The organism is Nonomuraea sp. ATR24, assembly GCF_041950485.1.
Lineage (GTDB): Bacteria > Actinomycetota > Actinomycetes > Streptosporangiales > Streptosporangiaceae > Nonomuraea > Nonomuraea ceibae.
This window is the reverse complement of record NZ_JBGNUU010000030.1, coordinates 38,926-53,267: the sequence shown is the minus strand read 5'-3', so window position 1 is coordinate 53,267 and position 14,342 is coordinate 38,926. Positions and strand designations below refer to the sequence as shown.

Sequence of the window (14,342 nt, the reverse complement as noted above, 5' to 3'; positions counted from 1 at the left end):
CATGACCCCTCGCACCCGGCGGATCGTTCCGTTGGTCACCGCGTCGCTGCTCGCCCTCGCGGCCTGCGGGAGCGGCGGCGACACCGCCACGCCGGCGGCCGCGCCGACCGAGAAGATCAAGCTGACCATCGGCCTCTTCGGCGACTTCGGCTTCAAGCCCCTCTACGAGGAATACAAGAAGACCCACCCGAACATCGAGATCGCCGAGAACGTCACCCAGTTCAACGACCACCACAACAACCTGGTCAAGCGCCTGGCCACGAACGCCGGCGCGGAGGACGTGGTGGCGGTCGAGGTGGGCTACGTCAGCACCTTCACCGCCCAGCCGCAGAAGTTCACCGACCTCAAGCAGTACGGCCTCGACCAGCGGCAGGGCGACTACCTGGACTGGAAGTGGCAGCAGGGCCTGAGCAAGGACGGCGGCCAGGTGCTGGGCCTCGGCACCGACGTGGGCGGGCTGGCCATGTGCTACCGCAAGGACCTGTTCAAGAAGGCCGGGCTGCCCGAGGACCGCGACGAGGTGTCGGCGCTCTGGCCCACCTGGGAGGACTACATCGCGACCGGCAAGAAGTTCGCCGCGGCGGACGTGGCCGGCGCCAAGTTCGTCGACTCCCCCGGTGAGATCTTCCGCGCCATGGTCAACCAGGCGCCGGTCGGCCTCTACGACGCCCAGGACACGATCATCGTGGACTCCAACCCGGACGTGAAGAAGGCCTGGGACCTGTCCAACCAGCTCACGGCCGAGGGCCTGACGGCCAAGCTGGCCGCCTTCTCGCCGCCGTGGAACACCGGCTTCGCCAAGGGCTCGTTCGCCACGATCATCTGCCCGGCCTGGATGACCGGCTTCATCCAGGAGCAGGCCAAGGACTCGGCCGGCAAGTGGGACATCGCCACCGTGCCGGGCGGTTCGGGCAACAGCGGCGGCTCCCACCTGATGGTGCCCAAGCAGAGCAAGCACCCGAAGGAGGCCGCCGAGCTGATCGACTTCCTGACCTCCAAGGAGAACCAGGCCAAGGTCTTCAAGGAGGAGGGCACGTTCCCGTCGATCCCCTCGCTCTACGACGACCCGTCGATCCAGAACTTCACCAAGCCGTTCTTCGGTGACGCCCCCATCGGCAAGATCTACTCCAACGCCGCCAAGGCGCTCAAGCCGCAGCACCTCGGCCCGAAGGAGGCCGACGTCCGCGTCGCCATCGGCAACGGCCTGGGCCGGGTCGAGCAGGGCAAGCAGACCCCGGACGAGGCGTGGGCGCAGGTGCTCGAGGACGTCAAGAAGATCAAATGAGCACGCTCCCCCTCGCGGTCACGCGACGGCGTAGGCGCGGTGTGCGGCACACCCTCGACACGAGGGTGTCGCCGTACGCCTACGTCGCCCCGTTCTTCCTGCTGTTCTGCGCGTTCGGGCTGTTCCCGCTGATCTACACGGCCTGGGTCAGCCTGCACGAGTGGACGCTGCTGTCGGAGACGCAGACGTTCATCGGCCTGGGCAACTACGGGACGCTGCTGGCCGACGGCTACTTCTGGAACGCCACGTTCAACACGCTGTCGATCGGCGTGCTGTCGACGGTCCCGCAGCTCGTGCTGGCGATCTGGCTGGCGCACCTGCTGAACAAGCGGCTGCGTTTCGCCACGCTGTTCCGGATCTCGCTGCTGCTGCCGAACGTGACGAGCGTGGTGGCGGTGGTGGTGATCTTCAGCCAGCTCTTCGGCCGGGACTTCGGGCTGATCAACTGGGTGCTGGGCGGGCTGGGCGCCGGTCACATCGACTGGGCGGCCGGCACCGCGACCTCGCACCTGGCGCTCTCGGTGATGATCATGTGGCGGTGGACGGGCTACAACGCGCTCATCTTCCTGGCCGCCATGCAGGCGGTGCCGCGCGAGCTGTACGAGGCCGCCACGCTGGACGGGGCGAGCAACCTCAAGCAGCTCCGCAGCATCACCATCCCGATGATCCGGCCGACGATCATCTTCGTGGTGATCGTCTCGACGATCGGCGCGATGCAGATCATCGCCGAGCCCATGCTGTTCGGGCAGAGCACCGGCGGCGGGGGCGGGCTGGCGACCGGCGGGCCGGACCGGCAGTTCCAGACCCTGGCGCTGTTCGTCTACGAGCAGGGCTTCGCGAACTCGACCTTCGACTTCGGCTACGCCTCGGCCGCGTCCTGGCTGATGTTCCTGGCGGTGGTGATCGTGGCGGGGATCAACTTCCTGCTGACCCGCAAGGTGAAGGGCGGGCTGGTATGAGACTGCGTTACCTGACGCTGACCGGGGTCGCCTTCTTCTCGGCGTTCCCGCTCTACTACAGCGTCGTGGTCGCCTCCCGGCACAACTCGGCGCTGGCCCAGGTGCCCCCGCCGCTGCTGCCGGGCGGCAACTTCTTCGCGAACGTGGCGCGGGTCTTCGACACGGTGCCGTTCGGGCTGGCCCTGCTGAACTCGCTCATCGTGGCCGGGTCGATCTCGGTCGCGGTGATGTTCTTCTCGACGCTGGCCGGGTTCGCCTTCGCCAAGCTGCGCTTCCGGGGCAAGAACGCCATGCTCGTCATCACGGTGGCGACGATGATGGTGCCGGCCCAGCTCGGCATCATCCCGCTCTACATGCTCATGGTGAAGCTGGAGTGGACCGGAACCAACTACGCCCTGATCGTCCCGGCGCTGGTCAACGCGTTCGGCGTGTTCTTCATGACGCAGTATCTGTCCCGGGCGCTGCCGACCGAGCTGCTGGAGGCGGGGCGGGTCGACGGGTGCACCACGTGGGGGCTGTTCTGGCACGTCGTGCTGCCCACGGCCCGCCCGGCGGCGGCGGTGCTCGGCATGCTGACGTTCATGTCGGCCTGGAACGACTACTTCTGGCCGCTCGTCGTGCTCAGCCCGGACAACCCCACGGTCCAGGTGGCGCTCTCGACGCTGGCGAGCGGTTACGTCAACGACTACGTGCTGGGCCTGGCGGGCACGGCGGTGGGCACGCTGCCGCTCGTCCTCGTCTTCGCCCTGTTCGGCAAGCAAATCATCGGTGGAATCATGCAAGGAGCGGTCAAGGGATGATCTTCCCGGAAAACTTCGTCTGGGGTGCCGCAACGGCTTCCTATCAGATCGAGGGGGCGGTCAAGGAGGACGGGCGGGGCCAGTCGATCTGGGACACCTTCTCCCACACCCCCGGCAAGGTGGCCGACGGCGACACCGGCGACGTGGCGTGCGACCACTACCACCGCTATCCCGACGACATCGCGCTGATGCGCGAGCTGGGCCTGGGCGCCTACCGGTTCTCGGTGGCCTGGCCGCGCATCCAGCCCGACGGCGCGGGCGCGGCCAACCCGCGCGGGCTGGCCTTCTACGACAGGCTCGTGGACGGGCTGCTGGAGGCCGGGATCACCCCCTACGTCACGCTCTACCACTGGGACCTGCCCCAGGCGCTGGAGGACCGGGGCGGCTGGGCCGACCGCGACACCGCCTACCGGTTCGCCGAGTACGCCGAGCTCGTCCACGACCGGCTCGGCGACCGGGTCGGCGACTGGGCGACGCTGAACGAGCCGTGGGTGTCGGCCTTCCTCGGCTACGGCAACGGCGTGCACGCCCCCGGCCGCCGCGACCCGGGCGACGCCCTGCGCTCGGCCCACCACCTGCTGCTCGGCCACGGCCTGGCGGCGGCCCGGCTGCGCGAGCTCGGCGCGCAGCGGCTCATGCTGGTCGTCAACTCCTCCCCGGTGCTCACCCCGGCCCAGGTCAACGACCCGCAGGCGGTGCCCTCCGAGGCGGACCAGGCGGCCGTGGACCGCATCCACGCGCTGCTGACCCGGCAGTTCCTCGACCCGGCGATCCACGGCCGCTACCCGGAGGAGGTGCTGGCCGCCGCCGCCCGCAACGGCGGCACCGGCCACATCCTGGACGGCGACCTGACGCTCATCAACGCCCCCGTCGACGTCGTCGGCGTCAACTACTACAACCCGTGCGTGGTGGAGGCCGGTCCCGGCCTGCCCGCCGACGCGGCCTGGCCGGGCTCGGAGGACGTCCGGTTCGCCCCCGCCGACGCGCCCACCACGGCCATGGGCTGGCCGATCGTCCCCGACGGCCTGTCCCGGCTCCTCGTCCGGCTGTCGCAGGACTACCCGCAGGTCGGGCTCATGGTGACGGAGAACGGCGCGGCCTTCGACGACGTCGTGGAGAACGGCCGGGTGCACGACGCCGACCGCGTCTCCTACCTGGACGGCCACCTGCGCGAGGTCGGCAGGGCCATCGAGGCGGGCGCCGACCTGCGCGGCTACCTCGTCTGGTCGCTGCTGGACAACTTCGAGTGGGCCGAGGGCTACCGGCGCAGGTTCGGCATCGTGCACGTCGACTACGCGACGCAGACCCGGGTGCTCAAGGACAGCGCGCTCTGGTACCGGGACGTGATCGCCGCCAACCGGTTGTAGATTTCGTTGCGTGCTCTCCCACATGGTGAAGTCATGAGACGTCCCACTCTGGAGGCGGTCGCCGCCCGCGCCGGAGTCTCCCGGGCCACGGCGTCGCGCGTGGTCAACGGGCAGACGACGGTGGCCCCGCACATCCGCGACGCGGTGCAGCAGGCCATCGACGAGCTGGGCTACGTGCCCAACTCGGCGGCGCGCAGTCTGGTCACCCAGCGCACCGACTCGATCGCCCTGGTCGTCTCCGAGCCGCCGACCAGGGTGTTCTCCGAGGACCCGCTGTTCTCGACGGTGATCCGGATGGCCAGCGTGGAGCTGGAGGCGGTCAACAAGCAGGTCGTGCTGATGCTGGCCTCCTCCGCCAAGAGCCACGCCAGGGTGGAGCGCTACATCGCGGGAGGGCACGTCGACGGCGCGATGCTCATCTCGATGCACGGCGCCGACCCGCTCCCGCCGGCGATCGCCCGCCTGCGCGTGCCGGTCGTCTCCTACGGCCGCCCGGCCGTGCCCGTCGACATCCCGTACGTGGACAACGACAACGTGGGCGGGGCCGAGGCGGCGGTCCGGCACCTGGTGGAGTCGGGGCGGCGGCGGATCGCCACGATCGCCGGGCCGCAGGACATGATCGGCGGCCAGGACCGGCTCACCGGCTACCGCAACGTGCTGCGCGACTCCGACCGGCGCTCGATCGTGGCGGTGGGCGACTTCACCCGCGAGTCGGGCGCGGTGGCGATGCGCCAGCTCCTGGGCGACGATCCCGGGCTGGACGCGGTGTTCGTGGCCAACGACCTGATGGCGGTGGGCGCGCTGCAGTCGCTGCGGCAGGCGGGGCGCCGGGTGCCGGACGACGTGGCCGTGGTGGGCTTCGACGACATCGAGGCGGCCAAGTACACCGAGCCGCCGCTGACCACGATCCGCCACCCGATCGCCGAGCAGACGGCGGCGATGGTGCGGCTGCTGCTCGACCTGTTCGAGGGCGGGCCGGGCGATCCGGTCATCCTGCCCACCGAGCTGGTGGTGCGCGAGTCGGCCTGACAGGCTTCTTGACAGCCGATCTACGTCGGCGGATCGTCCGTCCATGATGTCGAAACGGGCCGCCGTCCTGGCGGCGCTGTGCCTGGCCCTGCCCCTCACCCTGTCGCTCCCCTCCCCCGCCTCGGCCGACGTCACGGGTCCGCCCGTGATCGGCGGGCCGGTGTTCAACGACCCGGTGGCCGGCTCGGGCGTCCCCGGCACCCCCAGCGCCGCCCAGTCGGCGGTGATGGACCAGCTCATCAGGCTGATCCGGGCGGCGCGGCCCGGCAGCGACATCCGGTTCGTCATGTTCGAGTTCGGCGAGGGCCAGCGGTCGAGCGAGGTGGCCGACGCGCTGATCGACGCGCACGCCCGGGGCGTACGGGTCAAGGTGATCCTCGACAGCACCGACGACGGCAAGAACGACTCCGTCCTGGCGCGGCTCGGCGCGGCCCTCGGGAGCGCGGAGGGCGCCGCCTCCTTCGTCGTGCAGTGCGAGTACCCGGACCCGGCGGCGGTGGACCGGGGCTGCATCGCGCGCAACTACCTGCACAGCAAGTTCGCCACGTTCTCCGAGCTCCAGGTGGGCGGGGTCACGCGCGCCGACGTGGTGTTCCAGACGTCGTCGAACCTGTCGGACTGGTATCTGTACAACTCCTACAACGACGCCTACACCTTCCAGGACGCGGTCGTGCACGACGCGTACGTGCGCTACTTCGACGACCTGCGGGCGGGCCGGCACCGGCCGGTGAACCCGGGCTATTTCTGGACGACGCCGACCGGGACCAAGCACCGGGGTCACTTCCTGCCGCGCGACTCGGCGACCGGCGACCACATCGCGAACGTGCTCAAGCTCGTCGAGTGCTCCTACCGCGACACCGACGGCGTCACCCGGCAGACGGACGTCCGCCTGGTGCTCACGGCGTTCAACTGGTCGCGGGTGGAGATCGCCAGGGAGCTGCTGCGGCTGCGCGGCGAGAACTGCTGGGTGGACGTCGTCTACAACGACGGCAGCGCGGTCACCACGGCGATCCGCGAGGAGCTGGCCAAGACCGTCAACGGCAGGCGCATCCAGCTCACGCCCTGCCGCTTCACCGTGGGCGGCCGTTCCGTAGTGCCGCACGCCAAGCTGATGATGATCGACGGCTTCTACGACGACGACATCACGCCGCGCGTCTACACGGGCAGCGCCAACTTCACCACGCTGGAGAACGCCGACGACAGCCTGCTGCGAATCTCCGGCCGGGACGTGCACACGCCGTACCTGTCGTGGTTCTACAAGATCCGTGATACGTGCCGCGCCTAGAGACACCGTTGTGACCAAATACTGCGATTGTGGGTCGGCTACGACAAACCGCTCCGATGAGGGGGATGGACGGTGCCGTCCTCGCGTTCCGCCTTAGGCGTGCTGCTCGTCCTGACCGCGGCGCTGGCGGGCCTGGCCCCGCCCGCGCTGGCCGCGGACAAGACCCTGACCGTGTCCTACACCTGCTCGGGCGGGCCGTTCAGCAACGCCTCGCTGAGCGTGCCGGTCGTCGTGCCCGACTCGGCGACCGGGACGTTCGACGCGGAGTGGGCGATCCCCCCGCTGACGCTCCGCACCGCCGCGACGGCCGCCACGCAGGTCCAGGTGAACGGCAAGCTCGTCGTCAACGGCGGCACCCACGCGGACCTGGTGGCGACGGGCGCGAGCGTGGCCGCCGGAGCCACGTCCGCCACCGCGAGCACCGTGACCAGCCAGGTCACGGTGACCTCCACGACCGAGGTGACGGTCAAGCCGTCGACGGAGACCGGCAGCCTCAAGCTGTCGCTGGCGAGCGCCCCCAACGACGTCACCTCCTGCACGACCAGCAGCACCCAGGGGGTGACCGTCACCGTCGGCCCCGGCGGCGGCGACACCACCGGCGGCGACATCGTCCTCTACACCTGCAAGCCCACCTCGGGCGCCGAGCAGGAGGTCGACGTCAAGGTCACGCTCACCCTGCCGACGACGAACCCGGCGCCCGGCCAGCAGTTCACGATCGGCTGGAAGGGCGTCTACGAGAGCGGCGCCGAGCTGGAGGCCCCCAACGGCCTGCCCACGACCGGGCTCAAGATGTACGCCTACGCGTCGATCTCCGGCCTGACCGGGCTCACCTCGGCGACGGGCGTGGGCGAGCTGAGCGGCGTCACCGTCGGCCAGCCGATCCCGCTGCCCGCGTCGGTGGACATGAAGACGACCTCGCAGCAGGCGGGCACCGCGACCGTCAAGCCGGCCTCCATCAACTTCGGCCTGCAGCCGACGAGCCCGCTCATCGAGTGCGAGCCGGACAACTCCGACCTGCTGAAGACGTACACGCTGACCATCGGCGCGGGCGGCTCGACCTCCACCCCGACCCCGACGACCACCACCACGCCCACCCCGACCCCCACCCCGACGCCCACGGACGACGACCCGGCCGACGAGCCCTCGGCGGATGAGTCCAGGACGCCCAAGGACGGCGTGGCGACGGGCGCGGGCGGCACGGCGGGGCCGGACGGGCGGCTGTTCGTGCTGACCGGGTCGGCCCTGGTGCTCGCGGCCGGCGTCGGCGGGCTGCTCCTGCGCCGCCGCACCGCACGGCCCTAGCTTGCGCGGAAGACGCGGAGCTGGAGCGCCAGGGTGGCGTAGTAGCCGGTCAGCGTCGTCAGCTCGAACAGCATCGGCTCCGGCAGCAGGGCGTACTCGTCGTCGTCCACGTCGCCCCTGGCCACGAGCGCGCGGGTGACCCGCAGGACGGCCGCCTCCTGCGGGTCTGCCAGGTCCAGGGGCTCGCCCGCGCGGATCGCGGCGAGCTCGGCGGCGGTGAAGCCGAGCCCGGCGGCGAGCCCCTCGTGCACCCGCCGCTCGAAGGCGCTGTCCCAGTGCGCGGCCACCACCAGGATCGCCAGCTCCCGGCACCGGCCCGGCAACGCCGAGCGGTAGCGGACGGCCGCGCCCAGCTCCTGGAGCGGATCGCCCAGGGCCGGGCTGAGCAGCATGGCGTTGAACGGCCCGGCGAGCGCGCCCCCGTCGCCGACCATCGACAGGCCGCGCGGGCCGGCGACGATGCGGTCGTAGAGGGCGCGGGCGTCGGGGTCGAGCCCGGCGGGCGGCATCGGGCGAAGGCGCGTCACCGCACCGATGCTAGCCCGCCCCGATCGGCCCGGCCCTCTGGTCAGCGCACCCAGGCCGTGGTGTCCGGGGGCAGCGCGCCGTCCTCCAGGCCCCCGCTGGCCAGCAGGACGACGCCGTCGGGGAGCGGCACCGTCTCGGTCCCGAGGTTGGTGACGCAGGTGACGCCGGTGTCGCGGGTGAAGGCCAGCACCCGCTCCGCCGCCGGGAGCCAGGTCAGCGTGCCGTCGCCGAGGTGCTCGCGGCGCAGCCGCAGCCCGTGGCGGTACAGGTTCAGCATCGAGTCCAGGTCGGCGAGCTGCGACTCGGCGGTGAGCTTGCGCCAGCTCTCCGGCTGCGGCAGCCACGGGCGCGAGCCGCCGAAGCCGAACGGCGGCTCGTCGCCGGACCAGGGCAGCGGCACGCGGCAGCCGTCGCGGCCCGGGTTCGCGCCGCCGGAGCGGGCGTACATGGGATCCTGGCGCAGCTCGTCCGGCAGGTCCTCGACCTCGGGCAGGCCCAGCTCCTCCCCCTGGTAGACGTACAGCCCGCCGGGCAGCGCCATCGCCAGCAGCGCGGCCGCCCTGGCACGGCGGTAGCCCAGCTCGGGGTCCGACGGGACGCCGTGCAGCGCGCCGCCGTGCGCGAACGACGTATCGGACCGGCCGTACCTGGTCACCGGGCGGGTGACGTCGTGGTTGGACAGCACCCACGTCGGCGGCGCGCCGACGGGGGCGTGCGTGGCGAGCGTGAGGTCGATGACCCGGCGCAGCTCGTCCGGGTCCCACGGGCACGCCAGGAAGTCGAAGTTGAACGCCGTGTGCAGCTCGTCGGGCCGCAGGTAGCGGGCGAACCGCTCCTGGTCGGCCAGCCACAGCTCACCGATCAGCACGCGCTCGTCGTACTCCTCGGCCACCTGCCGCCAGCGCCGGTAGACGTCGTGCACGGGGTCGAGGTCCTCGTACGCGGTGTCGGACTTGACGAGGAGCGCGGCCGAGTCGATGCGGACGCCGTCGACGCCCCGGTCCAGCCAGAAGCGCAGCACGTCCTCGAACTCGCGGTGCACCTCCGGGTTGTCCCAGTTGAAGTCGGGCTGCTCGGGGGCGAACAGGTGCAGGTACCACTGGCCGTCAGGGACCTGGGTCCAGGCGGGGCCGCCGAAGATCGACTGCCAGTCGTTGGGCTCGTCGCGGAACCAGAACCGGTCGCGGGCCGCCGGGTTCGCCAGCGCCTCCTTGAACCAGTCGCTCTCCGTGGAGCTGTGGTTGGGCACGACGTCGATGATGACCTTGATGTCCAGCTCGTGCGCCTCGGCGATGAACCGCTCGGCCTCGCCCAGCGTGCCGAACACCGGCTCGATGCCGCGGTAGTCGGCCACGTCGTAGCCGCCATCGGCCATCGGCGACGGATACCACGGGTTCAGCCAGACGGCGTCGACGCCCAGGTCCTTGAGGTAGGGCAGGCGGGATCGGAGCCCGGCCAGGTCGCCGACGCCGTCGCCGTTGCCGTCGGCGAAACTGCGCAGGTAGACCTGGTAGATCGCGGCCCCCCGCCACCACGTGTGCGACATGCTCATCCCTTGATAGATCCGGCGGTGAGACCCGCCATGATGTGACGTTGGAAGATGAAGAAGACGATGATCGTCGGAATGCTCGCCACGACCAGGCCGCCCATGATGGCGTTCTGGCTGACCATGCCGGCGGTCTGCGACAGGCCCACGCTGAGCGTCATCTTGTCGCTGTCGGTCATGACCAGCAGCGGCCAGGTGAAGTCCTTGAACGAGGTGACGATCGTGAAGATCGACACGACGCCGAGGATCGGCCTGGAGATCGGCAGGATGACCGACCACAGCACCCGCACCGGGCCGGCGCCGTCGATCTGCGCCGCCTCGACGAGCTCCTTCGGGATCGAGTCGAAGAAGCGCTTGAGCAGGAAGACGTTGAACCCGTTGGCCGCCGCCGGGAACCACAGGCCCCACGGGTTGTTGAGCAGCCCCAGGTCGACGACCGTGACGTAGAGCGGGATCAGCACGACCATGGCCGGGATCATCAGCGTGGCCAGCATGGCGCCGAGGATCACGGTGCCGAACATCGGCCGCAGCTTCGACAGCGCGTAGGCGGCCGACACGTCCACGAGCATGCAGAAGATCCAGCCGCCCAGCGAGTAGTAGGCGGTGTTGCCGAGCAGCGTGCCGAGGTCGAACAGGCTCCACGCCTCGGCGTAGGCGTCGAGCGTGGGGTCGGCGGGGAAGAGCGTGGGCGGCATCTGGGCGATCTCCTCGCCCGTCTTCATCGCCCCGGTGATCATCCAGTAGAGCGGGAAGACGAAGGCGAGCGTGAAGGTGATCACGACCGTGACGAGCACGGTCCAGTAGATGCGCCGTCCCCACGGGCTGTTGAGCTGGAGCGGGGAGATGATCGTACGGAACTGGCCGGAATGGATGGTCATGCCTTGTCCTCCCGGGTGAGCCGGAGCTGGAACGCGGCGAAGACCAGCAACACGATCATGAGCATCATGCCGAGCGCGCCCGCCACGCCGTAGTTCTGGTTCGTGAAGGCGAACTGGAACATCATGTAGGCGACGGTGACGGTGGAGCCCGCGGGCCCGCCGCCGGTCAGCATGTACGGCTCGATGAACACCTGCATGGTGGCCACGATCTGCAGCATCAGCATGAGCAGCAGGATCAGCTTCGTCTGCGGGATCGTGACGTGCCGGATCCGCTTGAGGATGCCGGCGCCGTCCAGCTCGGCCGCCTCGTACAGCTCCGGCGGGATGTTCTGCAGCGCCGCCAGGTAGATCAGGGTCGCGCTGCCCATGTTCATCCAGGTCGAGACGATGACCAGGGAGATCAGCGCGGTGTGCGGGGAGTCCAGCCAGGCCAGGCCGGGCAGGTTGACGAGTCCGAGGATCTGGTTGAACAGCCCGGGCCCCGGGTCGAAGAACCACCTGAACAGCAGCACCGCGACGATCGGCGGCAGCATGACCGGCAGGTAGACCACGAACCTGAGATAGGCCCGGGCGTGGCGCAGCTCGTTGAGCACGAGCGCGACGACGAACGGGACGACGAAGCCGCACACCAGCGCGAGGAACGTGAACTGCAGGGTGGCGATCCAGGCTTCGGTGAAGCCCGGGTACTTCACGGCGTACTCGAAGTTGTCCAGCCCGACCCAGGTGGGCGGATCGATCAGGTTCGTCTCCTGGAAGCTCAGGATGAACTCTCTGATCATCGGATACCAGGCGAACACCGCGAAGCAGAACAGCGCCGCGCACAGGAACCCGTAGGCCGTCAGATTGCGCCTGAGAACACCCATGCGTCAGCCCTTGGCCGCCAGCACGGCGTTCACCTTGGTCTCGGCGTCGGCGAGCAGCCGGTCGATGTCGGCGTCCTTGTCGGACAGCACGCCGGACATGGCCACGTCGAGGATCGCGTAGATCTCCTGGGCGTGGACCGGCTCGGCCTTGGGCGGGATCGTGGCGGAGGCCTTGACGTACGGGTCGTAGTTCTCGACCGGCAGGGAGGCGTTCTTCACCCGGTCGGCCTGGATGGCCTGGCCGGTGGGCGAGTCGCCGTAGACGGCGTTGTCGGGGACGCCGACCGGGTTGCCGTTGGCCTTGCCGCGGGCGTAGTCGAAGCGGCCCTTGCCGGGGGTGTTGAAGCGGAAGTCGAGCCACTGCATGCCCGCCTTCGCCTCCTCGGGCGTGGCCTTCGGGTTGATCATGAAGGCTTCGCCGCCGCTCAGCGACGCCTTGGCCTCGGGGAAGCCGGTGATGCCGTAGTCGGCGACGTTGCCCTTGAACTTGCCGACCACGTCGGTGACCACGTCGGGGGCGCCGAGCATCATGCCGACCTTGCCGCTGCCCATCGCCACCATGAGCGACTCCCAGCCGACCAGGAGCTTGCTGCCCATGCTGTTGTCGATCCAGCGCATGTCGTGCAGCGTCTGGAGCACGGCCTTGCCCTCGGGCGAGTTGAAGGCGGCCTTCTTGCCGTCCTCGGTGAGGATGCTGCCGCCGCGGCCGTAGATGGCCTGGGTGAAGTGCCAGCCGCCGGTGTTGCCGCCGGAGTACTCGCCGTAGCCGACGTGGCCGGGGCCGAGCGCGGCGATCTTCTTGGCGGCCTCGCGGATCTCCGCCCAGGTCGCCGGCGGCGTGTCGGGGTCGAGCCCGGCCTCGGTGAAGAGCTTGCGGTTGTAGACGAGGCCGACGCCGTAGTGGACGTTGGGGACGCCGTAGACCTTGCCGTCCTTGGTCACCAGGTCGCGCACGTCCTGGCGCAGGTCGTTCCAGTTCTTGATCTCGCCGGTGAGCTGGGTGATGTCCTTGGCCTGGCCCTGGGCGATCACGTCGTCGTAGTTGGTCACGGGGACGACGAAGACGGTCTCCATCTGGCCGCCGGCGAGCTTGGGGCCGAACGTCTTGGGGTCGAAGCACGGCTGCTGGTCGGTGCTCTTGACCGTCACGTTCGGGTGCGCCTTCATGAAGGCGGCCACGTCGTCGTCCCAGGCCTGGCGCTCCTTGGGGGCGGACTTGGCCGGCTGGCAGGCCACGGTGATCGTCACCTTGGCCGCTCCGCCGGCCGCGGGCTCGGCCGGCTCGCCGGAACCACAGGCGGTGGCGGCGAGGCCGAGCGCGGTTGCAACTAAGAGTCCCGTGGATCTCTTCATGGGCTGACCCTTCTGATGCGAGGTGCCCACACCATAGGATCGCCAACGAAAGTCCGCAAGATTTCGACGGACTATTGCAAGATAACGACTGTGTTACGCCCTCGGGCGCGCGGTCGACGCCCGGACCACCAGCTCCGGCTCGAACAGCAGCTCGTCGGCCGGGACGACGGCCTTGTCGATCTGGGCCACCAGCAGGTCGACCACGGCCCGGCCCATCGCGTCGATCGGCTGGCGCACCGTGGTGAGCGGCGGCTCGGTGCAGTTCATCAGCGCCGAGTCGTCGAAGCCGACCACCGACACGTCACCCGGCACGCTCAGCCCGGCCCGCCTGGCCGCCCGCACAGTGCCGAGCGCGAGCAGGTCGCTGGCGCAGATCACCGCCGTCACACCGCGCCTGACCAGCCTCGCGGCGGCCGCGTGCCCGCCTTCCAGCGAGAACATCGTGTGCTCGACCAGCTCCGGGTCGCCGCCCTCCGCCTGGAACGTCTCCAGCTTGCGCCGCGACGGCACGTGGTCCTTGGGGCCCAGCACCAAGCCGATCCGCTCGTGGCCGAGCGCCCGCACATGACCCAGCGCCATCTCGGCGGCCACCACGTCGTCGCACGACACCTGCGGGAAGTCCAGCCGCTCCACGGCGGCGTTGACCAGCACCGTGGGCAGCTTGCGCTCGTGCAGCAGCTCGTAGTGCCCGTGCGAGGCGTCGGCCTGGGCGTAGAGCCCGCCGGCGAACACCACGCCGCTGACCTGCTGCTGGAGCAGCAGATCCACGTAGTCGGCCTCGGACACCCCGCCGACGGTCCTGGTGCACAGCACGGAGGTGAACCCCTGCTGGGCCAGCGCGCCGCCGACCACCTCGGCGAAGGCGGGGAAGATCGGGTTCTGCAGCTCGGGGAGGACGAGGCCGACCAGGCGGGCCCGGTCGCCGCGCAGCTGGGTGGGGCGCTCGTAGCCGAGCACGTCGAGCGCCGTCAGCACGGCCTCGCGCGTGGCGTCGGACACCCCAGGCTTGCCGTTGAGCACGCGGCTCACGGTCGCCTCGCTCACCCCGACCTTCTTGGCCACCTCTGCCAGTCGTCGCGTCATGCGCAAACTATACGGCTATCAACGCAAGCCCTTGCAACCGCTTACGCTCGGCCTTGCGGGGCGC

Annotated in this window: 13 protein-coding genes; 7 read left to right on the top strand and 6 right to left on the bottom strand. The window is 70.0% G+C overall.

What is annotated here, in order from left to right; translation table 11 throughout:
• Position 1: 1 nt before the first annotated feature.
• From ACBI99_RS41945 to ACBI99_RS41915, 7 genes are all read left to right on the top strand, one after another.
• Positions 2-1,285: an ABC transporter substrate-binding protein gene (locus tag ACBI99_RS41945; protein WP_219505446.1), complete on the top strand. Its 1,284-nt coding sequence runs from the start codon at positions 2-4 to the stop codon at positions 1,283-1,285.
• A complete protein-coding gene (locus ACBI99_RS41940) occupies positions 1,282-2,244 on the top strand; it encodes a carbohydrate ABC transporter permease (RefSeq protein ID WP_219505444.1) in 963 nt (320 codons plus the stop codon). Before ACBI99_RS41945 ends, ACBI99_RS41940 begins: the two co-directional genes overlap by 4 nt.
• Complete coding sequence (locus ACBI99_RS41935; RefSeq protein ID WP_357583798.1) at positions 2,241-3,044, top strand: carbohydrate ABC transporter permease; 804 nt, start codon at positions 2,241-2,243, stop codon at positions 3,042-3,044. Before ACBI99_RS41940 ends, ACBI99_RS41935 begins: the two co-directional genes overlap by 4 nt.
• Positions 3,041-4,411: a GH1 family beta-glucosidase gene (locus tag ACBI99_RS41930; RefSeq protein ID WP_357583800.1), complete on the top strand. Its 1,371-nt coding sequence runs from the start codon at positions 3,041-3,043 to the stop codon at positions 4,409-4,411. The genes ACBI99_RS41935 and ACBI99_RS41930 overlap by 4 nt, the downstream gene beginning before the upstream one ends.
• 33 nt (positions 4,412-4,444) lie before the next feature.
• Positions 4,445-5,440, top strand: coding sequence for a LacI family DNA-binding transcriptional regulator (locus ACBI99_RS41925; RefSeq protein ID WP_219505440.1), 996 nt, complete (start codon positions 4,445-4,447; stop codon positions 5,438-5,440).
• A 43-nt stretch (positions 5,441-5,483) separates the two neighbouring features.
• Positions 5,484-6,725 carry a phospholipase D-like domain-containing protein gene (locus ACBI99_RS41920; protein ID WP_357583802.1) on the top strand — a complete coding sequence of 414 codons (1,242 nt, stop codon included), beginning with the start codon at positions 5,484-5,486 and terminating at the stop codon, positions 6,723-6,725.
• A gap of 72 nt (positions 6,726-6,797) precedes the next feature.
• Complete coding sequence (locus tag ACBI99_RS41915) at positions 6,798-8,027, top strand: hypothetical protein (protein WP_375075005.1); 1,230 nt, start codon at positions 6,798-6,800, stop codon at positions 8,025-8,027.
• Here ACBI99_RS41915 and ACBI99_RS41910 read toward each other — a convergent pair.
• The 6 genes from ACBI99_RS41910 to ACBI99_RS41885 form a co-directional block, all read right to left on the bottom strand.
• A complete protein-coding gene (locus tag ACBI99_RS41910) occupies positions 8,024-8,554 on the bottom strand; it encodes a carboxymuconolactone decarboxylase family protein (RefSeq protein WP_308125763.1) in 531 nt (176 codons plus the stop codon). The genes ACBI99_RS41915 and ACBI99_RS41910 overlap by 4 nt on opposite strands.
• 41 nt (positions 8,555-8,595) lie before the next feature.
• Positions 8,596-10,101, bottom strand: a complete 1,506-nt coding sequence (locus ACBI99_RS41905) for a glycoside hydrolase family 13 protein (RefSeq protein WP_375075004.1) — start codon at positions 10,099-10,101, stop codon at positions 8,596-8,598.
• 2 nt (positions 10,102-10,103) lie between these two features.
• Positions 10,104-10,979, bottom strand: coding sequence for a carbohydrate ABC transporter permease (locus ACBI99_RS41900; RefSeq protein ID WP_219505436.1), 876 nt, complete (start codon positions 10,977-10,979; stop codon positions 10,104-10,106).
• Positions 10,976-11,842 carry a carbohydrate ABC transporter permease gene (locus tag ACBI99_RS41895; protein WP_219505428.1) on the bottom strand — a complete coding sequence of 289 codons (867 nt, stop codon included), beginning with the start codon at positions 11,840-11,842 and terminating at the stop codon, positions 10,976-10,978. The genes ACBI99_RS41900 and ACBI99_RS41895 overlap by 4 nt, the downstream gene beginning before the upstream one ends.
• A 3-nt stretch (positions 11,843-11,845) precedes the next feature.
• Complete coding sequence (locus ACBI99_RS41890) at positions 11,846-13,195, bottom strand: extracellular solute-binding protein (protein ID WP_357583810.1); 1,350 nt, start codon at positions 13,193-13,195, stop codon at positions 11,846-11,848.
• 93 nt (positions 13,196-13,288) lie between these two features.
• A complete protein-coding gene (locus tag ACBI99_RS41885) occupies positions 13,289-14,278 on the bottom strand; it encodes a LacI family DNA-binding transcriptional regulator (protein ID WP_219505424.1) in 990 nt (329 codons plus the stop codon).
• Positions 14,279-14,342: the final 64 nt, after the last annotated feature.